The 25,112-nt window shown below is 32.0% G+C and carries 25 protein-coding genes and 1 other annotated feature; all 25 genes read right to left on the bottom strand.

Annotation, left to right across the window (positions count from 1 at the left end):
• Nucleotides 1-240 precede the first annotated feature (240 nt).
• The 25 genes from LQ622_RS04575 to LQ622_RS04455 all read right to left on the bottom strand — a co-directional run bounded on the left by LQ622_RS04575 (nucleotide 241) and on the right by LQ622_RS04455 (nucleotide 25,011).
• A complete protein-coding gene (locus LQ622_RS04575; RefSeq protein ID WP_204170021.1) occupies nucleotides 241-1,113 on the bottom strand; it encodes an N-acetylmuramoyl-L-alanine amidase family protein in 873 nt (290 codons plus the stop codon).
• Complete coding sequence (gene dtd, locus LQ622_RS04570; protein ID WP_025904254.1) at nucleotides 1,110-1,562, bottom strand: D-aminoacyl-tRNA deacylase; 453 nt, start codon at nucleotides 1,560-1,562, stop codon at nucleotides 1,110-1,112. Before dtd ends, LQ622_RS04575 begins: the two co-directional genes overlap by 4 nt.
• A 13-nt stretch (nucleotides 1,563-1,575) precedes the next feature.
• Complete coding sequence (locus tag LQ622_RS04565) at nucleotides 1,576-3,765, bottom strand: RelA/SpoT family protein (RefSeq protein WP_025904255.1); 2,190 nt, start codon at nucleotides 3,763-3,765, stop codon at nucleotides 1,576-1,578.
• Between the two features lie 119 nt (nucleotides 3,766-3,884).
• Nucleotides 3,885-4,403, bottom strand: coding sequence for an adenine phosphoribosyltransferase (locus tag LQ622_RS04560; protein WP_025904256.1), 519 nt, complete (start codon nucleotides 4,401-4,403; stop codon nucleotides 3,885-3,887).
• On the bottom strand, nucleotides 4,403-6,697 hold the full coding sequence (gene recJ / locus LQ622_RS04555; RefSeq protein ID WP_239762013.1) for a single-stranded-DNA-specific exonuclease RecJ: 2,295 nt from the start codon (nucleotides 6,695-6,697) through the stop codon (nucleotides 4,403-4,405). The genes LQ622_RS04560 and recJ overlap by 1 nt, the downstream gene beginning before the upstream one ends.
• A gap of 415 nt (nucleotides 6,698-7,112) precedes the next feature.
• Nucleotides 7,113-9,404 carry a protein translocase subunit SecDF gene (gene secDF, locus LQ622_RS04550; protein ID WP_239762014.1) on the bottom strand — a complete coding sequence of 764 codons (2,292 nt, stop codon included), beginning with the start codon at nucleotides 9,402-9,404 and terminating at the stop codon, nucleotides 7,113-7,115.
• Nucleotides 9,405-9,573: 169 nt separating this feature from the next.
• Nucleotides 9,574-9,837: a preprotein translocase subunit YajC gene (yajC, locus tag LQ622_RS04545; protein ID WP_025904259.1), complete on the bottom strand. Its 264-nt coding sequence runs from the start codon at nucleotides 9,835-9,837 to the stop codon at nucleotides 9,574-9,576.
• Nucleotides 9,838-9,849: 12 nt separating this feature from the next.
• Nucleotides 9,850-10,989 (bottom strand): tRNA guanosine(34) transglycosylase Tgt, encoded by a 1,140-nt coding sequence (tgt, locus tag LQ622_RS04540; RefSeq protein WP_025904260.1) that lies wholly within the window; start codon nucleotides 10,987-10,989, stop codon nucleotides 9,850-9,852.
• A gap of 15 nt (nucleotides 10,990-11,004) precedes the next feature.
• A complete protein-coding gene (gene queA, locus LQ622_RS04535) occupies nucleotides 11,005-12,030 on the bottom strand; it encodes a tRNA preQ1(34) S-adenosylmethionine ribosyltransferase-isomerase QueA (protein WP_204170023.1) in 1,026 nt (341 codons plus the stop codon).
• Nucleotides 12,031-12,046: 16 nt separating this feature from the next.
• On the bottom strand, nucleotides 12,047-13,027 hold the full coding sequence (gene ruvB / locus LQ622_RS04530; RefSeq protein WP_411814786.1) for a Holliday junction branch migration DNA helicase RuvB: 981 nt from the start codon (nucleotides 13,025-13,027) through the stop codon (nucleotides 12,047-12,049).
• Nucleotides 13,028-13,055: 28 nt separating this feature from the next.
• Nucleotides 13,056-13,646, bottom strand: coding sequence for a Holliday junction branch migration protein RuvA (ruvA, locus tag LQ622_RS04525; protein WP_025904263.1), 591 nt, complete (start codon nucleotides 13,644-13,646; stop codon nucleotides 13,056-13,058).
• 14 nt (nucleotides 13,647-13,660) lie between these two features.
• Nucleotides 13,661-14,122, bottom strand: a complete 462-nt coding sequence (locus tag LQ622_RS04520) for an ACT domain-containing protein (RefSeq protein WP_025904264.1) — start codon at nucleotides 14,120-14,122, stop codon at nucleotides 13,661-13,663.
• A 12-nt stretch (nucleotides 14,123-14,134) separates the two neighbouring features.
• Nucleotides 14,135-15,424, bottom strand: coding sequence for a GTPase ObgE (obgE, locus tag LQ622_RS04515; protein ID WP_204170026.1), 1,290 nt, complete (start codon nucleotides 15,422-15,424; stop codon nucleotides 14,135-14,137).
• 2 nt (nucleotides 15,425-15,426) lie between these two features.
• Nucleotides 15,427-15,993, bottom strand: a complete 567-nt coding sequence (locus tag LQ622_RS04510) for a Spo0B domain-containing protein (protein WP_232193780.1) — start codon at nucleotides 15,991-15,993, stop codon at nucleotides 15,427-15,429.
• A 157-nt stretch (nucleotides 15,994-16,150) separates the two neighbouring features.
• On the bottom strand, nucleotides 16,151-16,435 hold the full coding sequence (rpmA, locus tag LQ622_RS04505; protein WP_025904267.1) for a 50S ribosomal protein L27: 285 nt from the start codon (nucleotides 16,433-16,435) through the stop codon (nucleotides 16,151-16,153).
• A gap of 10 nt (nucleotides 16,436-16,445) precedes the next feature.
• Nucleotides 16,446-16,766: a ribosomal-processing cysteine protease Prp gene (locus tag LQ622_RS04500; RefSeq protein ID WP_037588433.1), complete on the bottom strand. Its 321-nt coding sequence runs from the start codon at nucleotides 16,764-16,766 to the stop codon at nucleotides 16,446-16,448.
• 3 nt (nucleotides 16,767-16,769) lie between these two features.
• Nucleotides 16,770-17,078 carry a 50S ribosomal protein L21 gene (gene rplU / locus LQ622_RS04495; protein WP_016911517.1) on the bottom strand — a complete coding sequence of 103 codons (309 nt, stop codon included), beginning with the start codon at nucleotides 17,076-17,078 and terminating at the stop codon, nucleotides 16,770-16,772.
• 12 nt (nucleotides 17,079-17,090) lie between these two features.
• Nucleotides 17,091-17,164, bottom strand: a sequence feature (ribosomal protein L21 leader region).
• A gap of 59 nt (nucleotides 17,165-17,223) precedes the next feature.
• Nucleotides 17,224-17,727 carry a rod shape-determining protein MreD gene (mreD, locus tag LQ622_RS04490; protein ID WP_037588435.1) on the bottom strand — a complete coding sequence of 168 codons (504 nt, stop codon included), beginning with the start codon at nucleotides 17,725-17,727 and terminating at the stop codon, nucleotides 17,224-17,226.
• On the bottom strand, nucleotides 17,727-18,584 hold the full coding sequence (mreC, locus tag LQ622_RS04485; RefSeq protein WP_037588437.1) for a rod shape-determining protein MreC: 858 nt from the start codon (nucleotides 18,582-18,584) through the stop codon (nucleotides 17,727-17,729). The genes mreD and mreC overlap by 1 nt, the downstream gene beginning before the upstream one ends.
• A gap of 101 nt (nucleotides 18,585-18,685) precedes the next feature.
• The gene (locus LQ622_RS04480) at nucleotides 18,686-19,129 is read right to left on the bottom strand and encodes a DUF4930 family protein (protein ID WP_239762015.1); all 444 of its coding nucleotides are present in this window, start codon (nucleotides 19,127-19,129) and stop codon (nucleotides 18,686-18,688) included.
• Nucleotides 19,130-19,498: 369 nt separating this feature from the next.
• Complete coding sequence (locus tag LQ622_RS04475; RefSeq protein ID WP_037588440.1) at nucleotides 19,499-21,247, bottom strand: ABC transporter ATP-binding protein; 1,749 nt, start codon at nucleotides 21,245-21,247, stop codon at nucleotides 19,499-19,501.
• The gene (locus LQ622_RS04470; protein ID WP_204170028.1) at nucleotides 21,244-22,983 is read right to left on the bottom strand and encodes an ABC transporter ATP-binding protein; all 1,740 of its coding nucleotides are present in this window, start codon (nucleotides 22,981-22,983) and stop codon (nucleotides 21,244-21,246) included. Before LQ622_RS04470 ends, LQ622_RS04475 begins: the two co-directional genes overlap by 4 nt.
• A gap of 273 nt (nucleotides 22,984-23,256) precedes the next feature.
• Complete coding sequence (locus tag LQ622_RS04465) at nucleotides 23,257-23,535, bottom strand: hypothetical protein (protein WP_204170029.1); 279 nt, start codon at nucleotides 23,533-23,535, stop codon at nucleotides 23,257-23,259.
• A 44-nt stretch (nucleotides 23,536-23,579) separates the two neighbouring features.
• Nucleotides 23,580-24,296 carry a RadC family protein gene (gene radC, locus LQ622_RS04460; RefSeq protein WP_037588446.1) on the bottom strand — a complete coding sequence of 239 codons (717 nt, stop codon included), beginning with the start codon at nucleotides 24,294-24,296 and terminating at the stop codon, nucleotides 23,580-23,582.
• Nucleotides 24,286-25,011, bottom strand: a complete 726-nt coding sequence (locus tag LQ622_RS04455) for a prepilin peptidase (protein ID WP_204170152.1) — start codon at nucleotides 25,009-25,011, stop codon at nucleotides 24,286-24,288. Before LQ622_RS04455 ends, radC begins: the two co-directional genes overlap by 11 nt.
• Between the last annotated feature and the right edge of the window lie 101 nt (nucleotides 25,012-25,112).

Here is a 25,112-nt window from a genome sequence, read left to right as displayed (position 1 = left end):
TAGTATTTAATGATCCATTAAATACTCACTTAACAACATTATAACGGATGTTAACCGATCTTATTTTCGTAAGATTCCCTCTTCTTGTGTTCAAAAGTATACGCAGTATTCATATAACTTTCAGCAAATGTTATACTCTCTGTCTCCTACTATATCGGCATACTATTCAAGAATAAACGGTATATAATCTATTTCATAATTTATATTAATATTAAACCCATAATCTGTAGTAGTCAATATCTAATTTGAAAAGTAAACTTTCAAACCGTCAACAATACCTGTTTCTACAATGTGTCTATATTTTCTATCAACAATTAAATCTTCATCTGTAGGATTACTAATATAACCTAACTCTAACAATACAGCAGGCATTTTAGTTTGACGAATCACTTGGAAGTTTTCGTTTCGTACACCTCTATCAGATAGTATGGATTTTTGATTGATTGAAGTTTGTAACGTATCTGCAAATTCTTTTTGAGAATCATGATGGTAATAAACTGTTAAACCATGTGGTGCTGATGAATCTAATGCATCATTATGGATACTAATAAAGACATCTCCATCACCTTGTCTATCTTTTAATTTAACATATTCATCTTTAGTTCTCGTCATTTTCACTTTAGCGCCTTCAGCTTCAAGCATTTCTTTAAGTTCTTTTGCAGTTTTTAATGTAATGACTTTTTCGGTTACATCTTTATGTTTTGAACTCGATGCACCTTGGTCACTTCCACCATGACCAGGGTCTAAAATAATCACTTTTCCTTTTAATGGTTTTAATACTGGATTAACATCTTCTTTAATATCAAGATTTGTATGCCAACCAGCAATCCAGCCTTTTTCATTTTGATCATTTTTGACTTCGAACCATTTTCCTTCTCTATCTGTTATATCAAAACTATCTCCCTTTTTTACATCAAAGATAATAGGATAATAAGCGGCAGGGCCAGTTCTTAACTCACCATCTTCTTTCATAGATAATGTTTTAGGTTCGTCCTCTTTAGGAATCAATAAATAAATAATAATGATTAACAAAACAATCAGTAAAATGACAACACTGATGACAGGAACAGGCTTTATTCTCCTCTTTTTAAACCATAAATTAATTCGGTTCATTGAATGTTACCATCCTTACTTTCGAATATAATCGTAATTGGTCCATCATTGATTAATGACACATCCATATGTGCGCCAAACTCTCCTGTTTTCACGTTAATGTTATAAGAAGCTAACTGTTCATTAAAATATTCATAAATCTTTAATGCTTCATCTGGACTTTTAGCATTTGTAAATCCAGGTCTATTACCTTTTTTTACTGAAGCATATATTGTAAATTGTGATATCGACAAGATTTCACCACCGACTTGGTGTATATCTAAATTCATTTTACCTTCTTGATCTTCAAAAATTCTTGTCTTTGCTATTTTCTTAGCGATAACATCTGCATCTGCATAAGTAGATTCTTGTCCAACACCGACTAATAATAAGAATCCTTGTTTAATTTCATTTTGAGTATTTTCAGATGTCACTTTAGCTTGGCTTACTTTTTGTAGAACAACTTTCAAAAAAATTCACCTCTTAATTCCATACACGACTTACTGTATAAATATCGCCTAATTGTTTAATTCGATCAACAATTCTATATACGTCATTCACATTTTTAACCATTACGCTAATGTTAATAACAGCATTTTTATCTATATCAGCTTTACCTGAAACTTTTACTAATTGTACTTTAATGGCATTCACAACTTGAAGTACTTCGTTTAATAAACCATTTCTGTCGTAACCTGTAATTTCTAAGTCTACTTGATAATTTTTTTGTTCATTTGTATTTTTAACCCATTCAACATCGATTAATCGTTCGTTTTCGTTAACGATGTTTGGGCAATCTTTACGATGAACTTTAACGCCGTGACCTTTTGTAATATAGCCAATGATTTCATCACCAGGTATTGGATTACAACATTTAGAAAGTTTAATAAGCATGTTATCTAAACCTTCGACATAAACACCAGTATCTGTTCTAATATCTTGTTTAATTGGAATGGATTTATTGACTTCTTGCACTTGGTTAAGCGATTGTTTCTTACGTTCAAGTCTAAGCTTTTCTGTAAGTCTGTTAACAGCTTGTAAGGCAGTTATGCCACCAAAACCAACTGCAGCATATAAATCATCTTCATTTGAAAAATTATATTTTTCGTTAACAAGTTTAATGTTTTCAGCATTTAATACTTCATCTACATTGTAGCCATGCTCTTTAATTTCCGCTTCAATCATGAATTTACCTTTTTCAATATTGGCAGAACGGTCTTGTTTCTTGAAGAAACTGCGGATTTTACTTTTCGCACTTGAAGATCGAACGATTTTTAACCAATCTCGACTTGGCCCATATGAATGTTTACTCGTTCTAATCTCAACAATATCACCAGTAGATAACTTATAATCAATAGGAACGATTTTGCCATTAACTTTCGCACCTATCATTTTATTACCTACTTCACTGTGAACAGCGTATGCAAAATCAATTGGAACTGCACCATATGGCAATTCAACTACATCACTTTCAGGTGTAAAGACATACACTTTATCACTTTGAAGGTCATATTTTAAAGATTCCATAAATTCTTCTGCATCAGGTGATGTATTGTCAGTTTCAGCGATTTCTTGTAGCCAACTCATTTTTTGTAAATATTCTTCTGATTTATTGCTTAAATTTTTGCCTTCTTTATATGCCCAGTGTGCAGCAACCCCATGTTCTGCAATTTCATGCATTTCAAATGTTCTGATTTGTATCTCTAACGGATCTCCATTTGGACCAACGACTGTAGTATGCAGCGATTGATACATATTCTGTTTAGGCATAGCAATATAGTCTTTAAATCGACCAGGCATTGGTTTCCATAATGTATGGACAAGACCTAGCACGGCATAACAATCTTTGATTGAAGGAACGATTACTCTGATCGCAAGTAAGTCAAAAATTTGTTCGAATTGCTTTTTCTGTTTGACCATTTTTCTATAAATACTATAGATATGTTTAGGTCTACCACTTATGTCACCAGAAATATTCATAACTTCCATTTCAGACTCTATATCTTTAATCGCATTTGCAATATACGTTTCTCGTTCGCTTCTTTTCTTTTTCATCAAATTAACAATTCTAAAATATTGAACACTATCAATATATCTTAATGAGATGTCTTCAAGTTCCCACTTAATTGTATTGATCCCTAATCTATGCGCAAGTGGTGCATAGATTTCTAACGTTTCTTTAGCAATACGTTTTTGTTTTTCTTTAGGCATCGCTTTTAAAGTACGAACATTATGTAATCTATCTGCTAATTTAACTAATATAACTCGGACATCTTTAGCAATTGCTATAAATAATTTTCTATGATTTTCAGCTTGTTGCGTTTCTTTAGATTTATATTTAACTTTTTTTAATTTTGTAACACCATCTACAATAATGGCTACTTCTTCATTAAACATTTCTACCAAATCATCATACGTATAAGGTGTATCCTCAATTACATCATGAAGGAATCCAGCAACTATAGTTGGACCATCCAATTTCATTTCGGTTAAAATACCCGCTACCTGAATAGGATGCATGATATATGGCAAATTATTTTTTCTAATTTGTCCTTGATGTGCTTTAAAAGCCAAATCATAACTCTTTTCTACTAAACGATATGCATCTTCAGATAAGTAACTTTTAGCTTTATATAAAACATCATCAGCACTGTATGGATATTCTTTATTCATAGGGACACCACCTCATCAAATAAAATTCTCTTGAATATTACTATTATAGCAATTTTCAATAGTAATATGCCACCGTTAATTATAATAATTAAAAATAAAATAGCCACAAAGTGACTATTTTATTCATCGTATGAAATTAACGAAACAACATCGTAACCTTTTAATTTTTCAATGCCGTTTAAATATTTAAGTTCAATTAAAAATGCGATACCCACTACGATTCCACCTAATGATTCTACTAAGTGAATTGCCGCTTCAATTGTACCACCTGTTGCTAATAAATCATCTGTAATCAATACACGTTGACCTGGTTTGATTGCATCTTTGTGCATCGTTAACACATTTGATCCATATTCAAGATCATATTCATAACGAATTACTTCACGAGGTAATTTCCCTTCTTTACGTACTGGTGCAAAGCCAATACCCATTGCGTATGACACAGGACAACCAATAATAAATCCTCTTGCTTCTGGTCCAACTACAACATCAACTTGTTTGTCTTGAGCATATTGTACGATTTGGTCAGTAGCATACTTGTATGCTTCACCATTATCCATAATTGTCGTAATATCTTTAAAGTTAACACCTTGTTTTGGCCAATCTTGTACTTCTGAAACGTATTGTTTTAAATCCATTATACTTCCTCCTCAACATCACTTAACAATGAATGCATCCACTTAATTAATGATTGGCTATCATTGTACAACAATGTCTTTTCTATTTCTATTTGTTGTTTTCTTGCTTGATATAACGGTGCGTTTTGAATGTCATTTTTTCCCGCATCTTTATTTATTTCAATTATACCACGATTCATTGTAATAAAGTTTAACTCATAAAAGCAATTCAAAATGAATTTCAATTGATCAGGTTTAATTTTTAATGCTTCACATAATTTCATGCCATCATTTTGAATATTTGTTGATTGATTCATATATAAAGCTTTATAAGCTTGTTTGAACTTTTCATCACTTGGAATACCTTCAAAGTATGAATTTGTTTGCCCTTTAAATACTAAATAATATTTTTCGGCTTTAATATTAGATAAAGTTTGTTTGAATGATTCTAAATCTTGTGGTAAATCTCTTAACACACACGTTTCGACTTCATTTGGATACGTATCACCATAATATATATATTGCTCATTTATTTTCTCTGATGATGAGTTAATAACAAACAATGCATTTTCTTGATCAATTTTTAACAAGTCATGTTTATTTTTACTTCTATAATCAAAAATAGCATGGTTATTACTCAACGCTAAATCTTTAAGAATAATTTGTGGTGATTGATGTCCATTCCATTCATTAACATTTAAACTACCTGCAACATTGATTGTCGTATCATTAGAAATATCATGAATGAGATGTCCCGCATTCCAATGTAAAGCTGCAATATTTTTGTCTGTTAAAGTTAATTTAAGGTGTTTATTACCTTGACCGATACCTTTAACAGATTTAACCGAAACATTACTAATTGAAAATAGTGGTGCTAATAAATCAGTACCAAAAGGTCTTAATCTTTCTAAATCAAATATGTTATCAACCGTAATATCTGAAGTTTCTATTTCTGCATCAACGATTAACTGTGGTAATAATTTTTTACCTTCTGTTATGTTGTGCATATCTTCATTCAAAGCTTTCTTCAATGGTTCAATCGCGTCAATATCTAATGTCATACCAGCTGCCATATGATGGCCACCAAATTTACGAATTAAGTCGCTATGGTTTGTTAGAAATTCAAACATTGAAACTTGTTCAATACTTCTTGCTGAACCTTTAGCGTGGTTTTGCTCAATATCAACATTTAATACAATTGTTGGTAAATGATACTTCTCGACTATTCTTGAAGCCACAATACCTAATACACCTTCATTCCAATCTTCTTTTGCAAGTATTAGAAATTGGGCATTTTGTTGCATTTCAATTTCAGCTAGCTCCATAGCTTCATTCGTAATATTTTCAACGATTGCTTTACGTTCTGTATTAAATTGGTCCACTTCTTCAGCTAAGAACATCGCTTCATCGTCATCATCGCTCATAAGCAACTCTCCAGCTAATCTGGCATCATCTAATCGACCAACTGCGTTCAAACGAGGTCCGATAATAAAGCCAACTGTTTGTTCACTTACTTCATCCGTAAAATCAGCTACGGATAATAAACTTTTTATCCCTGGTAAAGGTTGTTCATTTAATATGCGTAACCCTTGTTTAACCATATATCTATTTTCATCCGTTAAGCTCACTAAGTCGGCAATCGTACCGATAGCAACTAGTCCTAAGAATGCATCTGATATATCTGATTTAAGTGCTTTAGAAAGTTTATATGAAACACCTACACCAGCTAAATATTTAAACGGATAATTAAAATCAGGGTGCATAGGGTGAACAATCGCATATGCATTAGGCTTTGTTTCGCCAAATTCATGATGGTCTGTCACAATCACATCAATACCAAGTTCATTGGCAATATCAATTTCGTGATGACCTTGAATACCATTATCCACTGTAATGATAAGAGAAACACCTTCATCATGTGCATTTCTAAATGCCGCTTCACTTGGTCCATATCCTTCAGTAAATCTATTCGGAATATACCAACCTACTGTAGCGCCCATAGACTCTAAAGTCTTAACGAGAATCGTTGTAGATGTGACACCATCTGCATCATAATCACCATATACTAATATTCTTTCATCATTTTCAATAGCTTTATGTATTCTCGAAGTTGCCTTTTCCATATCACTTAGTAACATCGGATCGTGGAATAACACTTCATTAGATAATAAACTTTCAATTTGTTCTTCAGACGTATAGCCTTTTGAAATTAAAGTTTTTTCTAAAAGTGGCGAAATTTTATATTTTTTTATGATTTGCGGATCAATATTTTGATTGAGCTCTGATTTTTTCCATTGATAACAAGCTTTAGTCATATCAAATCTCCTCATTTCTACTCAAAACATTATACATGAAATATCATACTTTCTCTACTAAACAAATAAAACATGAGCAAAGAGTATGTATGAATAAAAAGGCAGCTGTTAGTTACAATTTGTCGGGATTTTGTAATTATAGGGTTCCATAGTTACAATTCAGACGACTTTTGTAATTATGGGGCGCCTTAGTCACATTTCCTCCGACTTTTGTTACTATGGCACTCCTTAGTTACAATTCCCCGGACTTTTGTTACTATGGCACTCCTTAGTTACAATTCAGACGACTTTTGTTACTATAGGCTGCCTTGGTTACATTTCTATGGACTTTTGTAATTATGGGGCGCCTTAGTTAAACCTATATTCTAAAATAAAAAAGCACCTGCCCTTTTACTAAGGACAGGTACATGATTTATTAAACTAATATTTTTTCATCGTTAGATTTTTTCTCAGTATATACAACTAATTTACCATTTTCTGATTTTTTAAGTTGTCGTTTTTTCAAGATACCCCATAAAGGTACTGCGACGAATACTGATGAGAACACCCCGGATACTAAACCGATTAATAGTGCTAATGAGAAGTTGAAGATACTTGATGATCCAAGTATTAATAATGCGACAACTACGATTACAACTGTTAATACGGTATTGATTGATCTTGTCATCGTTTGTCTAATAGATGAGTTAACGATCATATCAACAGTTTCTGGTTTCGTTATCACTTTCACTTTACGTAAATTTTCCCTTACGCGGTCAAATGTAACGATTGTGTCATTAATTGAATAACCAATTATTGTTAGAACTGCTGCAATAAACGTAATATCCACTTCGAGTCTGAATAAACTGAATACTGCTACAATCATAAATACGTCATGTAATAACGCAAGTACTGCAGTTGTACCCATTCTCCATTCAAATCTAAAGGATACGTATAATACAATTCCTATTGCTGCATAAAGCATTGCTTTTAATGCGTTTCCAGCTAACTCTTGACCAACAACTGGTGAAACCGTACTTACGTTTGGATCATGACCCAATGATTTACCAAAGTCAGATTTAACTTTTTGTATTTCAGATTTGTTTAATGCATCTTTAAATTGTACGGTTGCCATTTTGTTTCCAGTTCCACTTGTTGTAACTTGTGATGGTTCTAACCCCATATCTTTAAACTGTTTTGAAACTTGTTCAGTCTTGATAGCTTGATCAGATTGTAAGTCAACACGTGTACCACTTGTGAAATCAATACCTAAATTCAATCTGAATATTGATACGATGATGGCACCAACTATGATTGTAATAATACTAAATGTTAATAATGGTTTAGCAAGTTTTACGAAATTAATTTTGTCATAGACTGTTCTTAAATCATGAACATCTAATCTTTCACTAATATCATGTCTATCTTTCTTAGAAACACCAAACCAATTGTATTTTTTCTTGAAGTAATTTGAGTTTACTAGTAAACCTAATAATATTCTTGTGAAGAATACTGAAGTTACAAAACTCATTAGAATCGCAAGTAATAACATTGTTGCGAAACCTTTTACTGAACTTTCACCAAATACGAATAATACGAGCGCTGCTAAAATTGTTGTTAAGTTAGCATCTAATATCGTAATAAATGAAGAACCAGAACCTTTTTTGAAGGCTTGTTGTAGTGTCCTTCCGATCCGTAATTCATCTTTTATCCGTTCGTACATGATGATGTTAGCATCAACGGCCATACCTACACCTAATACTAAGGCTGCAAGTCCAGGCAATGTTAATACCCCTGAAATAAAGTTAAATGCTACTAATGTTAAGTAAACATAAGCACTTAATGTAATGACTGCTACAACACCAGGTAATCGGTAGTAAATAAGCATGAATAAGAATATAATACCTACACCTATTGTAGAAGCAAGTACTGTTTCATCTAATGCATCTTTACCGAATTGCGCACCTACTGATGTAGAATACACTTCATCTAATTTAACAGGTAGTGAACCTGAATTTAATAAGTCTGCAATTTGTTTTGCTTCTTTAACGCCTTGTTCACCATTAAATCCACCAGAAATTTCAACATTTTCTGAATTGATTGGTTGGCTTACAGTTGCTGCAGAAATATATTTTGGCTCTTTACCTTCTTGTTCTTTTTTAGCTTCTTTCTCGTAACTGTCTCCTTTTTCATAGTCCATCCAAATGACCATTAAATTAGGATTCATTTTAGAAACTTTTTCAGTTACTTCTTTGAACTTTTTGGCATCTTTAAGCTTAAGTGTAACGGCTACTTCGTTTGTATTGTCCTTAAAGCCTTGCTTAGCGCCACCTTGAACTAAATCTTTACCAGATAGTAAAACTCTATCCTTTGCATCTCTGATTGTTAAATTCGCTTGTGTTGAAAGTACTTCACGAGCTTCATTCTGGTCTTTAATACCAGCTAATTGAACTCGAATACGATTACCTTCCTCAACTTGAATTTTCGGCTCAGAAACACCTAATACGTTTACACGTGACTCTAAAGTCTTTGCAGTAGATTTAACCGCATCATTATCAATCTTATCACCTTTGTCTAAAGGATTAACTTGATATAATACTTCAAAACCACCTTGTAAGTCTAGACCTAAATTTACATTCTTTGTTATATCTTTTGTTGTTGATCCTATTAAACTAAAAACCAACACTGCAAGAAGTAAAAAGGCTATAATTCTACTCCGCTTTTTCACGATAACACCTCTTACATATATTTAATTCACTATATATGTTATAGCATACATCAACTATAGTTGAATAGCCATAACATTCATGAATGAAAAAAAGACATGGATAACCATGTCTTTTAACATCAAATATGATACATAATATTAAACCAATTTCCTAAAAAAGTAAACTATTTTATGAAGGGTCTACTTGTTTGATAGCTGGTTTTTCAAATGTAATTTCGTGTCCTTTATCGTTTACAGAAACAACAACGATAGACTCATCAACTGCTCTAACTGTACCTTTGATACCACCGATTGAAGTTACTTTTTGACCCACTTCTAAACGGTTTAATAATTCACGATGTTCTTTAGCACGCTTTTGTTGTGGTCTGATCATTAAGAACCAAACAAGCGCAAAAATTAAGATAATAGGTAATAATTGTACTAATACTTCCATATTCAATCTCCTTTAAAAGTTTTTGGGGTTATCTACATTTAGTCCATACTGCTCGAAAAATTCATCTTTGAAATCAAGTAATCGATCTTCTCTTATTGCTTGGCGAATGTTCTCCATAAGTTTTAATAAGAAATACAAATTATGATATGTAGTAAGACGAATTCCAAATGTTTCATCTGCTTTAATCAGATGACGCAAATATGCTTTAGTATAGTTTCTACATGTATAACAATCACACTCTGGATCAAGTGGAGATAAATCTTGCTGATATTTAGCATTTTTTATAACGACTCTACCTTGAGATGTCATACATGTACCATTTCTAGCTATACGTGTAGGTAATACGCAATCAAACATATCGATGCCCCTAATAGAACATTCGATTAATGCGTCTGGAGAACCAACTCCCATTAAATATCTTGGTTTATTAAATGGCATTAATGGCGTTGTATGTTCAACCATTCTATACATGACAGGTTTAGGTTCACCAACAGACAAACCACCAATTGCATAGCCAGGAAAATCAAGTGAAACGAGGTCTTTAGCACTTTGCTCTCTAAGATCCTTATATTCTCCACCTTGGATAATACCAAATAAAGCTTGATCTTCAGGGCGACGATGAGCTTCTAGACATCTTTCCGCCCATCTTGATGTTCTCTCAATTGAATTTTTTACATATTCATATTCAGATGGCATTGGAGGACATTCATCAAACGCCATCATAATATCTGAACCAAGATCATTTTGAATATGCATCGCTTTTTCAGGACTTAAGAACAATTTAGAACCATTTAAATGATGTCTAAAATGTACACCTTCTTCTTCGATTTTTCTCATATCACTTAAGCTGAATACTTGAAAACCACCAGAATCAGTAAGTATAGGTCCATCCCAATTCATAAACTTATGTAATCCACCCACTTTAGAAATGATATCACTTCCAGGTTGTAACCACAAATGATAGGTATTACTAAGTATAATTTTTGCTTCCATTTGTTTAAGCTCTTCAGGGCTCATTGTCTTAACGGTTGCTTTAGTTCCAACAGGCATGAACATTGGCGTCTCAAATGAACCATGAGGTGTATGCACAATCCCGAGTCTTGCACCTGATTGCTTACAAGTTTTAATGTGCTCATATGTTACTGCAGGCATATTGTTACTCCTTTTCTATATTAAAATCATTGCATCGCCAAAACTAAAGAATCTATACTTTTCTTCAACAGCATGTTTATATGCATTTAAAATATGTTCTCTAGTTGATAATGCAGATACCAACATGATAAGTGTTGATTTTGGTAAATGGAAATTGGTAATTAATCCATCTATCGCTTTAAATTCATATCCCGGATAAATAAATATATCTGTCCAACCACTTTCTTCAACAAATTGGTCATTTTTAGATCGAATTGTTTCTAGCGTTCTTGTAGATGTTGTACCTACAGATATGATTTTATGACCACTTGCTTTTACACGATTTAATAAATCAGCCGTTTCAGCAGTCATTTGGTAATATTCTGAATGCATCTCATGATCATCTATATTATCTACACTAACTGGTCTAAATGTACCTAAGCCAACATGTAATGTAATAAAAGCAATGTGGACGCCTTTATCAGCGATTTCTTGTAATAAATGTTCAGTGAAATGTAAACCTGCTGTAGGCGCAGCTGCAGACCCAACTGCTTTAGCATAAACTGTTTGATATCTATCTTGGTCATCTAAACGTTCTTTAATATATGGTGGTAAAGGCATTTCACCTAGTTCATCTAATCTTTCTTGTAAAATACCTTCGTATGAAAGTTTCATAATGCGTCCACCTTGTTCAAGTTCTTTGACACAAGTCGCAATAATTTTACCTTCTCCAAATGACACAGATTGACCAACTCTAATACGTTTAGCTGGTTTAATCAATACTTCCCATTCATTATCTTCTTGTTGCGTTAGCATTAGCATTTCTACTTTTGCACCAGTTTCTTCTTTGATACCAAATAACCTTGCTGGCATAACTTTCGTATCATTTAATACTAAACAGTCCCCTGGTGAAAGTTGATTGACAACTTCTTTAAATGTTAAATCTTCTAATTCACCTGTTACTTTATTACATTTTAATAACCTACTGCTTTCTCTATCTAACAGTGGTGTTTGTGCAATTAATGATTCAGGTAAATCAAAATCGAAATCTTCAATATTCACAAACTTTGCCTCTTTCCTAATCCTTTTTTACGTCGAAGTGATCATAACTTAATGCAGTTGCACGACGACCTCTTGGCGTTCTTTCTATAAATCCTTTTTGGATGAGATAAGGTTCATAAACGTCTTCAAGTGTTATACGTTCTTCACCTATTGTAGCTGCTATTGCATCTAATCCAACTGGACCACCTTTATAATTATTCAGGATACAGTGCATAATTTTATAGTCTATATGGTCGAGTCCTTCTTCATCTACTTGCAATAAATCTAAAGCATGCTTTGTAATATCTATAGAAATTGCTTCGTCACCTTCTACTTGAGCAAAATCACGCACTCTACGTAATAAACGATTTGCTATACGAGGTGTCCCTCTACTTCGTTTAGATAACTCAACCGTGCTATTTTGATCAATGTCTACTTCAAATACTTCAGCAGTACGCTTTATAATTTCTTGTAAACTATTATCGTCGTAATATTCTAATCTAAGATGCACACCGAAACGATCTCTCAAAGGTGCTGAAAGGCTCCCGACACGCGTTGTGGCACCTACTAGCGTAAATGGCGGCAAATCGATTCTAATACTTCTTGCTTCTTCACCTTTACCAACAACGATATCTAAGAAGAAATCTTCCATTGCAGGGTATAACACTTCTTCAACAACTCTGCTTAATCGGTGTATCTCATCTATGAAAAGTACATCTCCAGGTTGTAGCGCAGAAAGTATGGCTGCTAAATCACCGGGTCTTTCAATAGAAGGTCCGCTTGCAGTTCGTAAATTAACATTCATCTCATTAGATATAATATGAGCTAAAGTTGTCTTACCTAGACCAGGTGGACCGTAAAGTAAACAATGATCTAAAGGTTCTTCTCTTAACTTAGCAGCTTTAATAAATATATCTAAGTTTGATTTAATATTGTTTTGACCAATATATTGATTTAAAGTATCTGGTCTTAATGAAAGTTCACTTTGGATATCATCTTCGTGCCCATGTTCATCCATTAATCGCTCATCCAAAAAATCACCTCATTTACTGAATAAGTAATGCTAAACCTCTTTTAACACAAGCATCTACTGAATCAAATGATTCTTTTTCTAGGTTCTTCTTAACTTTTGTAATTTCTCGTTTAGAGTAACCTAATGCTTCTAAAGCTAACAAAGCTTCTTCTAATACATCTTGACCGGCATCTTTACTTTCTGGGAATAACTCAGACTCTTCTGTGATGATTAATTTCCCTTTTAAATCAAGAATAATTTGTCTTGCTGTTTTTTTACCGATACCTGGAAACTTTGTTAAATATGATTCATTTTCATTTTCTATAGCAATTGCTACTTCATTAGGCGTGCTTGTCGCTAAAATTGCTAAAGCTGACTTCGGTCCAATACCTGTCACTTTAATTAAGCTTAAAAACATATCCTTTTCTTCAAGATTCACAAATCCATATAATAATTGGGCATCTTCACGCACAATTAATTGTGTATATACTTGCGTTTCTTTATCTAATTGAGATTGAAAACGATATGAGTTAGGTGTTTGAATTTCATAACCTATACCATTTGCCTCAACTACAATATGAGAAGGATATAATTGTGTAACGATTCCTTTTATATATGCATACATTTAGACAACTTCCTTTACATACTCATTCCAATAATTTCTACTTCATCAACATATGGACTTTCTTTAATTGCATCCATTAACTCTTCTAATGATAACTCAATATTTGCAGCATTAAGAGAAATAGTAATCGTTGCTCTATCCTTTATTGGTAGACTTTGATGTATGGTAAGTACAGAACCTTTAACTTCAGCAATTTTATTCAAGACAGTTGCGAGCATTCCCACTTCATCTTGTACATATAAAATTAATGTTAAATTTTTGGTCTGTTCTTCTAATCTATCAATTGGAAATATTGTATCTTTATATTTATAAAAAGCACTTCTAGATAAATTAAATTCTTTAACTGCATCATAAATCGTTAAATTATTATTTTTTAATAATGCATTTTTAACTTTGATTGTCTTTTGCACTGACTCTGGCAAAACATCTTCTCTGATTAAATAAAACCTTTTTGTTGATTCATTTGATTTTTTCAATTGGAACACGCCCTATTCGACAAATTCAAATTCTCCACCTAAAATTCTTACAATATCACCATTTGAAGCACCGCGTTCTCTTAAGGCATCATCAATACCCATTGAACGCATTTGTCTTGCAAATCTTCTAACTGCTGCATCACGATTAAAGTCCGTCATTTTGAATAATCTTTCAATCGAATTACCTGATACAACATAGGCACCATCGTCATCTCTTGTAATAACAAAATGATCTCGTGATTTTTCGTGTTTATAGACAACACGATGTACGCCAGTTTCTTCTTCGACTGAATCGAAGTCCATTCCTTCAGTTTCATCTAATAAATCAGCAATTTGATATAGTAGTTTATCAACGTTATGACGTGTAACTGTACTAATAGGAATAATATTAACATCTTCTTGAAGTTGTTCTTTAAACATTTCTAATTGTGTTTCTGAATCTGGTAAATCCATTTTATTCGCAACAACAATTTGTGGTCTTCTAGAAAGATTTTCATTATATGATTTTAATTCTTGATTAATTGTAACATAATCTTCATATGGGTCTCTGCCTTCCATACCACTCATATCAATTATATGAACAATTACTCTTGTACGTTCAATATGTCTTAAGAATTGATGGCCTAAACCAACACCTTCTGAAGCACCTTCAATTAAACCCGGTAAATCTGCCATTACAAATCCTCGACCATCATTTGTTTGGACAACACCTAAATTAGGTTTAATTGTCGTAAAGTGATAAGCACCGATTTTTGGTTTTGCTTTGGAAACGATAGATAATAATGTTGATTTACCAACGCTTGGATAACCTACTAAACCTACATCTGCCATAAGTTTAAGTTCTAACATGACTTCAAGTTCTTCACCAGGTTCACCATTTTCACAGAAATCTGGTGCCGGATTACTTGCTGAAGCAAATCTTGAGTTACCTCTACCACCACGGCCACCTTTAGCGACTGTAGCGCGTTGACCATGTTCAACAAGGTCAGCTAAAATCTCTTCATTTTCAGCATTTTTAATAATTGTACCAGGTGGTACTTTTAATATTAAGTCGTCTGCTCCACGACCGTGCATATTACTACTTTGTCCATTTTCACCTTTATCAGCTTTAAATTTTCTTTGGAATCTAAAGTCTAATAAAGTACGTAAACCTTCATCTACCTCAAATACGACTGACGCACCTTTACCACCGTCGCCACCTGCTGGTCCACCAAATGGAACATACTTTTCACGACGAAAAGCTACTAAACCGTTACCGCCATCACCAGCTTTTAACGATATTTTGACCTGATCTATAAACATGTTTACACCTCTATTTCTTTTATGTTAATAAAAAATTCTAATTCTATATGATTTTGACTTTCTGATAAAATTTCAACGTTATATTTAGAAAATGATTGTTCAATTTGATTAAGCTCCTGATTAGTCGCACTTAACCAAATAATCATTGTGACAAATTCCTCTTCTACTGTAAGACTAATATGAATATTTTTTTCATCCATATCGTTAATCACAACATATTTCAAATCATTAAATATATTTGCTAAAGTATTATCTGTTCTTTCTAAGTTCTTTTGATAATAATCGATATTTGAGTTGTCAATTTCAAATGTCCACTTAGAGCCTGACAAAGATAGTTTGTATTCAAATACATTATGAACAAATTTTCTACACGGTGCATTTAAAAACAACTGTTCTTGCTTGAGATTTTTGTACAATTCATCAATTAATAAATCAACCTCTTCATGTTTTCCTAACTGTTTATATGTATATAACAATTGGAACTGATTCACAAAATCATGTCTAGACTTTAAATACACATCTAAATTATTCATTCCATCACCTTTATTATCATTATTCATAACACTCATTATAACATTTTAATATTATGAATAAAAAAAGAAACTGCATTTCTGAATACCTTCATTATAAATAAAACGTACCATTCATATTTATATAAATAACTGCCAACATAATGATTGAGGCTGGGACAATTATACATGTCCCAGCCTCATCTAAATATAAAGATTATTCAGCAGCTGCGTATACAGATACTTTCTTTTTGTCACGACCAAAACGTTCGAATTTAACAACGCCGTCGATTTTAGCGAATAATGTATCGTCTCCACCGCGACCTACGTTTTCACCAGCGAAAACTTTAGTTCCACGTTGACGATAAAGAATAGAACCACCAGTAACGAATTGACCGTCAGCACGTTTAGCACCTAAACGTTTTGATTCAGAGTCACGACCGTTCTTTGTAGAACCTACCCCTTTTTTCGATGCGAAAAATTGTAAGTTTAATTTTAACATGAGTTACACCTCACTTGTAATTTAGTTTAATATATTGCCCATATTCTTCTTCGATTGTTTTCAAAGAAACGATAAGGCCTTGTAATAATATTTGCGCTTGTTCATTTTCTAAGTTTACACTACGTATATGAAAATATCCACCGTCGTCACTGTAATCTATATCAGGCGACTCATCAGTTAATCCAATGATAGCATTTGTTGTACCAAAGACAACTGCTGAAGCACCGGCACAGACTAAGTCTTTACCGTATTCACCTGAATCAGCATGTCCAGACATTTCAATATCTGTAACTTGCCCTTCTTGATTCAAACTAACATCTACATTAATCATAAATTATGCGTTGATTTTTTCGATTGTTAATTTAGTGTAAGGTTGACGATGACCTTGTTTACGTTTGTAGTTTTTCTTAGCTTTGTATTTGAATACAGTGATTTTTTTACCGCGTCCTTGTTTTTCAACTTTAGCAGTAACTGAAGCACCTTCAACAACAGGTGATCCAACTTTAACTGAATCTCCACCTACAAATAATACTTGGTCAAATGTGAATGAATCACCTTCATTTACGTCTAATTTCTCAACCCAAATTGTTTGACCTTCTTCTACTTTAACTTGCTTTCCGCCAGTTTCAATTATAGCAAACATACTTGCACCTCCTAATTTTTTAAGTCACGCCATTCATAGGTGACATACGTACTTTAAGACCTATGATCGAGCGGTTGTATGTAGCTAGAAACTACTCAACTTCAATAGAGTACCACCTACAGCTATTGATGTCAATAATCTTTCATTAATTAGTATTTCTTTCTAATAATTTTAATACAAATGGGAAAATGATGATTAAACATATTAAATTAAATATGACAGTTGGAATTAATCTAAATAGAATAATTTGGCCAATATTAATAGAGGCAATGCCTAAAAATCCATAAAAAACCATGACCCATATTTCAAGTAATACAACTGAAGATATTAAGAGAATAACCATCATCAAAATATCTCTATAAAATACTTTAAATAGTTTATCCATCATAATCACAAAAATAGCATATCCAAATGTATAGACACCGTATATACCGCCATAATAAATATCTGTAAAAATACCTGTAACGATTGCTAAAATAATGGCAACTTTAGGATTTTTGTATACAGCAATTATGAGTAAGTACAAAAATGTTAATCGAGGCACGATAATAAATGTCTCACCAAATAAATGTAAAGGTGATAAACGTGTTAATAATGAATCTAAGTAAAATAATAAGACACCAATTAAAGGAATAACGTAAAATCTCATTATTCCTCACCACTTTCTTCAGATGAAGGTATCGTTTCTGGATCACGTTTAGCAACATATACATGGTTTAATTCTTTAATGTTTGTAGATGTCTTGATGTAAGCAACTTTAGATAAACCATATTCATCATTTTCTACTTTTTCAACTTTACCAACTAATATACCTTTAGGAAGTTGGTCACCTAAACCATTTGTTACAACTTTAGATCCTTTTTTGATACTGTATTTATTATCGATATCACTAATAACAAGTAAATCTTTATCTTCGTCATATCGATTAATCATACCAAAGATATTATCATCATCTTGCTGTATATCTACTGAAAGCTTACTCGTTTTAACACTTGTAGATATTAATTCAACTTGTGAAGAAAATTGGTTTGCTTTTTTAATTCTACCTACTAAACCTTCACTCGTAATGACAGCCATATTTTCTTTCATGCCGCTCTTTTTTCCTTTATCAATAATGATTGTATTCATCCATTGATCTGGACTTCTACCGATTACAGTAGCTGATATTGGATTGAATTGCGAAATATCCTTCATATCCAATTCTTTTTTTAAGGCTTTGTTTTCTTTTTCTAATCTTGCTTTATCAGCTTTGATTTGATCTGTACTTTTTACTTCTTCTTTTAGTTTATCAACGTCTTCGTCTGAAGTGAAAATTCCAGAGAAGAAATCAGAAACAAAAGTAACTGGATAAGATACGATTCTTCCACCAAACGATGATGTATCACTCGCATATTGTTCACTAAGCGATGCAGATTGCGCTCTCACTGAATAACCAACAATTACAATTAATAAAACCATAGAAATTAGAAAAATCATTATTTTATTATTTTTAAAAAAATTCGACAATCCGAACACCTCTTAATCTTCAAATGACTCATTAACAATGATATTACTATTTTAGCTTACACAGCACTTTAAATAAAGTAAGAGACTGCCGAAATAAAAATTTAATATGCAGTTTTAGGTAATAATTCTATATTTGAGTGCATTGCACTTAAATCATTCATTAAATCTTGCTCTGTTTGATAAACATACATCTTTGGTTCCCCAAATTTATACAAGATATACTCTGTTCCTCTTTGCCCTGCAACATAGTTGTCGTCAAATCCCATACGTTCTAGTCCTGAAACATCCATGAATTCACTTTTATTGATCCAATTAAATGCTTGTTTAGTTTGACCTAATGGTACATTTTGTAATAATGGATTATCTTCAATTTTATAAGTTGCATTTGCATGTTGTGGAGCCATTTCTTCAGTCGTTTGTTCATTACTATGATCAAACGGATTTAAATCACTCAATGCTGGTACGTTTCTATATACAATAACAATGATAATGACAATTGCTAATAACGCTAATAAATTTCTAATTAATCTAAATAACCATCTCAAAATTATAGACACCTCTCATTCATTTATATTATACGAAAATTGCTCAAATATCATCATCGGGCTTTAGACCTAAATCTTTAATCATTCTGTAGTCTGATGTATTTAATGAGTTTATTCTTTATAATGAATTCAAGAGGTGATAAATTTGGAATTAATATATATATTTTTAGCTATCTTGTTTTTAATTATCTTTTTTAGATTTTTCGTTGGATTATTAAGAGTTGTAATAAAATTAGCAATCATCGCTTTAGTTATTTACTTCATATATCAAGGCGTACTTTACTTTATGTGACCGCAATGATGAGTTTAAAAAATATAAAACAATGGCCTGGGATAATATATCCCAGGCCATTAGTTTGTTTAACACGATTAATCTGTTAAAGACTGCATTTGATACATTTTGTAATATTGCCCTTCTAACTTGATTAACTCATCATGATTGCCTTTTTCAATAATGCGACCTTTATCAAGAACAATAATTTGATCAGCATTCTTAATCGTTGAAAGTCGGTGCGCAATAATAAATGATGTTCGTCCTTTAGACAACACAGTCATTGCTTTTTGTATAATTTCTTCCGTTTCAGAATCAATACTTGATGTTGCTTCATCTAAAATCAAAATTTCTGGATCAAATGCAAGTGCTCTCGCAAATGAAATGATTTGTCGTTGTCCAGAACTTAGTGTTCGACCCCTTTCTATAACTGGCTCATCAATACCTTTTTTAAAGTGTTCTAACACTCTATCTCCACCTACTGCATTTAAACTTTCAACAGCTTTTTCTCGTGTTACTTTAGGATCGTCTAATGTAATGTTGGATAAAATAGTCCCTGTATATAAGTATGGGTCTTGTAATACAATGCCCATATGTTTACGCATATCTCTTTTATCAGTCTTAATGGTCGGTATACCATCAATTTCAATTGTTCCATTAGTAGGATCATAGAATCTGAATAGTAAATTCATAATAGAACTTTTCCCAGAACCTGTATGTCCAACTAACGCAATTGTTTGTCCTTTATCGACATCTAAATTGATATCTTCCAAGACGTATTCACCTTCATTATAAGCAAACGATACATCTTTAAAATGTACACGACCTTCTATTTTTTTAGGCAACTGAATTTGATGTTCTGGCATCTTTTCTTCAGAGACATTCATCATTTCAAATACTCTTACGCAAGAAACTCTTGCCTGTTCTAATTGCCCCAATACATTTAATACACCAAACAATGGATCAAACAATCTTGTTATATAATTTACAAGAATATATAACGTTCCGACTGAAATTGCAACAGAAGAATTTAGAAATTGTGTTCCAAATACGACAATTAACATTAAAAACACAATACTTCTAATCGTACTTAACAAATTATGTTCTGTCAGCGAATCAAATTGTATGATTTTTTTATAATTGTTTAAATACGCTTGATTCATTTCATCAAAATCATTCATAATTTGTTTTTCCTGTTTAAATGCTTGAATGATATTCATACCATTTATAGATTCATTGATAAGTGCATTCATATCACTATTTTTTTCTCGAATGACATAGTTGTATTTACCCGTTACTTTTTTGTACCACAATAACCAAAGTATTACGAAAGGTATTGTAATCAATGCGATAAAACCAATTTTAATATTAATAAAGAATATCGCAATAATGACACCTATCATCGTAATAAAAGCTGAAATAAAGTTTGGTAATATAACAGTGAATAGTTCGAGTATCATTTGCGTATCATTCGTTATTCTAGCTACTACTTTTCCAGCTGGTAAATTATCAAAGTATTTAATCGGTAACTTTTGAACGTGTTCAAAGAGCTTAATTCTTAACTCTTTAATTACATCTGATCCAGCACGTTGAAGAACGAGTGTTTGAAAATAACTTAATATCGCATGAATAAGTGACACTACAAAGAACAAACTCAATAATAGTAGCACTGGTCGTAATTGTATAATTTGTGAAGCAGATGTTTTAACATAATGATCAATAATATACATCGCAACCAATGGCCCTAATAATTCGAACCCCACTGCTCCAATTAATATAACAATACCAATGATGAATCTTTTCTTATATTTGCTAACAAATGGAAAGAGTTGATTTACAATACTCACTTGCTATACACCTCCTTCAACCGTTGTCTTTCAAATTGAGATTTGTACCAACCATTCATTTGGAGTAATTGATCATGTGTACCTGACTCCGTGATTTCTCCGTGGTCCATGACAACAATTTGATTAGCATGTTTAACACCAGATAATCGATGTGTCGCAATAATGGTTGTTTTACCTTGTCTATATTTTTGTATATTTTGTATAATTTTCTTTTCAGTTTTTGCATCAACAGCCGATAGTGCATCGTCTAAAATTAATATTTTAGGATCCATTATCAATGCTCTAGCAATTGCTATTCTTTGCTTTTGACCTCCAGAAATAGCTATACCTTTTTCTCCTACTAATGTTTCTAATCCTTGAGGTAAACGTTCGATATCTTTTTCAAAGTATGCTAATTTGATCGCTTCTTCGATTTCATTGTCGGTAGCATTCGATTTACCAAATCTAATGTTATCTCTAATAGATCTAGAGAATAAAATATTTTCTTGAGATACATAACCAATTAAACTTCTTAAATCACTTTTTGAAATTTGATTAATATTAGTATCTCCAAGTACGATTTCTCCATCACCAGTAGGATATTCTTTCAAAATTTGTTTGATTAACGTCGTCTTCCCAGAACCAGTTGCACCAACAATACCTAAAGTTTCACCTTTACCTAGTATAATATTGATGTTGTTCAAGTTTATGGATTCACTTGATGGATATTTAAACACAACCGAATTCATACCTATATCATGTGAAGGCATACCTTTATTTTCTACATCAATTACTGTTTCCGCTTCATTTAATGTTTCTTCAACACGATCTATAGACGCATTACCTCTTTGCATAATATTAATCAAAATACCAACTGAAAACATTGGCCATACGAGCATATTTAAATATACGGTGAATGAAATTAGTCCACCAATTGTCATTTCACCACTGTTAACGAGAAATGCTCCATAACCTATTCCGATCACTTGACTCATAGCAGTGATAATAATCGTTATTGGTTGAAAAAACGCATCCATTTTTTCAACATTCATAAATTTTTCTACGACACTTTCGGTCATATTTTTGAAATCTTTGTTGAGTTTATCTTCTTGTACATACGCTCTTGTAACACGTACACCTTCAATAGACTCAAGAACACTGTCATTCATATCACCAAACGATTTTTGTGAAACTAAATAGCGTTTATGAATTCTTTTACCTAATTCAATTTCTAATATGGCTAGTAAAGGTAATGGAATCAGTGCAAATAGTGTAAGCTTCCATGACACTGTAATACCCATCGTTAATATTATCGTTCCCATAAATGTCGTAGAATCAATTAAAGTTAAAATCCCTATCCCTGCAGTATTTCTAATTTGATTCAAATCGTTTGTAGACTTTGCCATTAAATCTCCAGTTCGATTTTTCTCAAAAAATGTTGGACTCATAGATAAAAATTTTTGCATCAGTTTACGTCTCATAAGTGACTCAAGTATTTGAGAACCTGAAAAAATTAAAGTTCTCCAAATATAATTCACGATATAAGACAAAATTAATACAATTATAAAAATAATTACTAATTGATGATATATTTGTTCAGTCAAAGAACGGTCACTTATCTTATCTATAGTCTGCCCTACTATCCAAGGTGGCAATACTTCTACAACGTTCGCAATTAGCAACAGAATAATTGCAATCGTATATCTCTTCCAATGACCTTTAAAAAACCACATTAACTTTTTAATTGCTTGAAACATGTTGTCCCCCCTTAACCCCTATCATTAAACACAAAAAAGCACACGCATCCTTAAAGAAAGCGTGTGCTTAAATTACATTCTAAAGGAAGTGAATATACTACTCCCTAATGCTTCATATTTAACGTAGGGGTAGTGATGTATGATGTTGTTTGTTTATAAAATCTTCTTCTGATGTTTCTCATAAGTCACTACCTCCTCTCTCATAAATTTAAGTTAATGATAGCCTTTTCAAAAATTAATGTCAATATAATATCCGAAAATTTACAATTTTATTTATTTGTTTAATATTTTGTTTAAAATGAATAATGTAATTGAAACGAGAATACCCCAAGCAATTCCTGCAACAATTGAACCGAACATTAAATTAATTGAAAGTGCAGAACCATCTTTAGTTAAAGTAAGAATAATAGATGCTAAGAATACACCTATGATACCTAACACCAAAGTGATGCCATAGTCTTTTCTAACAATTGGTCGCTTTTTCTTGCGTTGAAATAAAGAAATGATAAATAGTAACGGTAATACGACAAATATGAACGTTATGATTTGCAAAATAAAAACTCCTGACTCATTTTTAATTACATTATAACATTGAATCATTCAGTTATATTATTAATTTCTAAGTCTTCACGCATGATATAGTCGTTTTCAAATATGCTAATAAATTCACCATCACCAATGATAATATGATCTAATAAGTCGATACCCATTAAATCACAACAATATAATATGCGCTTTGTCGTTTTAATATCTTCTAAGGAGGGTGTTGGATCACCACTTGGATGATTATGTGCAATCACAATTGAAGCAGCAGAATGCTTAACTGCCTCTCTCAATAAATCTCTCGGATGAACAACAGCCATATTTAATGAACCAATAAAAATCGATTGTTCATGTATAATTTGATTCTTTGTATTTAATAATAAAGCCACAAAGTGTTCTTGCTTTAAATATCTTAATTTTTCCATTAAATAATCTGCAACATCTTGTGGTTCATTGATTTCTACTTTGTCGAGAACAGTATTGCTATGCATTCTTTTAGCTAATTCAATAACTGCCAAAATTGTAATTGCCTTAGATTCACCAATGCCATTAACACTTAGCAATTCAGACAATGTTAAATGTCTTAGCTCTCTAGTATTTTCAACTAAATTCAATACTTTATTTGCACATTCTAGACTGGAGTATTGTTTGCTTCCTGAATTAATAATGATCGCCAATAATTCTCTATTTGTTAATTTATCCGGACCATATGATTTAAGTCTTTCTCTCGGTTTATCTTCATGTTGTAAATCTTTAATTTTAATAACCATAGTAGCCTCCTAAAAAATAATCATTAAGTTGAATTTGGAATAATTGTACAAATATAACTGCAAGTGTCAAAAAAGGAACGAGTGGTACTTTTTGAATTTTATTTCGTGTGATACATACATAAAGTGTGATCAATACACCCGCAAATATAAAAGTAAACATAAAACATAATATAAAATGTGATACCGATAAAATTAAACTGAGTAACGAAAATAATTTAATATCTCCATAACCTAGCCCTCCCCTTGATATGAAATATAAGATGTGCAAAATTAATATGATAATCAGTGCGTAAATAAATTGTTCTCGCGTTATTCCAAATAAATAAACACTACATACTAACATAATGATGAGCATATGATTCGGTATGACAAAATGATGGAAATCATAAATGGACAAAGGTATTAAAAAGATAATTAAGAAGTAATACAAAAGAGGATTTAGTTGAACTGTTGAAAGAATTGGAGTGAGAAATAGTATGCCTAAAAAGACTTCACAAATTAATAAACTTATTGGAATATCCTTCTTACAATAACGACATTTACCGCGCAATGCTACATAACTTACAATGGGTATTAAATCTATTGGTTTAAGTGATGTATGGCATGATTCACAAACAGAACGCTTCGTTAACAAATGAAAGTTCACTTTCTTCACACCCGTAAGTTGATACATATAACTTGCAATGATTGCACCGAATATAAACATTTTGAACATGCTTTTTAACTCCTTTTTGATATAAATTAATATACCAAATAACACCTCAATATTTATAATCGCATTTTGTTAGTAAATAGCTCTAATACTTTTAAACGCTT

It is taken from the genome of Mammaliicoccus sp. N-M50 (assembly GCF_022386995.1).
Taxonomy (GTDB): Bacteria; Bacillota; Bacilli; order Staphylococcales; family Staphylococcaceae; genus Mammaliicoccus; species Mammaliicoccus sciuri_A.
This window is presented reverse-complemented; position numbering and strand designations above follow the sequence as displayed.

What these genes read in the sequence shown, in the direction of transcription:
- LQ622_RS04575 (WP_204170021.1), bottom strand. Translation starts at nt 1,113, where the DNA reads ATGAACCGAATTAATTTATGGTTTAAAAAGAGGAGAATAAAGCCTGTT.
- LQ622_RS04565 (WP_025904255.1), bottom strand. Translation starts at nt 3,765, where the DNA reads ATGAATAAAGAATATCCATACAGTGCTGATGATGTTTTATATAAAGCT.
- LQ622_RS04560 (WP_025904256.1), bottom strand. Translation starts at nt 4,403, where the DNA reads ATGGATTTAAAACAATACGTTTCAGAAGTACAAGATTGGCCAAAACAA.
- recJ (WP_239762013.1), bottom strand. Translation starts at nt 6,697, where the DNA reads ATGACTAAAGCTTGTTATCAATGGAAAAAATCAGAGCTCAATCAAAAT.
- yajC (WP_025904259.1), bottom strand. Translation starts at nt 9,837, where the DNA reads ATGGAAGTATTAGTACAATTATTACCTATTATCTTAATTTTTGCGCTT.
- tgt (WP_025904260.1), bottom strand. Translation starts at nt 10,989, where the DNA reads ATGCCTGCAGTAACATATGAGCACATTAAAACTTGTAAGCAATCAGGT.
- ruvB (WP_411814786.1), bottom strand. Translation starts at nt 13,027, where the DNA reads ATGGATGAACATGGGCACGAAGATGATATCCAAAGTGAACTTTCATTA.
- ruvA (WP_025904263.1), bottom strand. Translation starts at nt 13,646, where the DNA reads ATGTATGCATATATAAAAGGAATCGTTACACAATTATATCCTTCTCAT.
- obgE (WP_204170026.1), bottom strand. Translation starts at nt 15,424, where the DNA reads ATGTTTATAGATCAGGTCAAAATATCGTTAAAAGCTGGTGATGGCGGT.
- LQ622_RS04510 (WP_232193780.1), bottom strand. Translation starts at nt 15,993, where the DNA reads ATGAGTGTTATGAATAATGATAATAAAGGTGATGGAATGAATAATTTA.
- rpmA (WP_025904267.1), bottom strand. Translation starts at nt 16,435, where the DNA reads ATGTTAAAATTAAACTTACAATTTTTCGCATCGAAAAAAGGGGTAGGT.
- LQ622_RS04500 (WP_037588433.1), bottom strand. Translation starts at nt 16,766, where the DNA reads ATGATTAATGTAGATGTTAGTTTGAATCAAGAAGGGCAAGTTACAGAT.
- rplU (WP_016911517.1), bottom strand. Translation starts at nt 17,078, where the DNA reads ATGTTTGCTATAATTGAAACTGGCGGAAAGCAAGTTAAAGTAGAAGAA.
- mreD (WP_037588435.1), bottom strand. Translation starts at nt 17,727, where the DNA reads ATGAGATTTTACGTTATTCCTTTAATTGGTGTCTTATTATTTTACTTA.
- LQ622_RS04470 (WP_204170028.1), bottom strand. Translation starts at nt 22,983, where the DNA reads ATGTTTCAAGCAATTAAAAAGTTAATGTGGTTTTTTAAAGGTCATTGG.
- radC (WP_037588446.1), bottom strand. Translation starts at nt 24,296, where the DNA reads ATGGTTATTAAAATTAAAGATTTACAACATGAAGATAAACCGAGAGAA.
- LQ622_RS04455 (WP_204170152.1), bottom strand. Translation starts at nt 25,011, where the DNA reads ATGTTCAAAATGTTTATATTCGGTGCAATCATTGCAAGTTATATGTAT.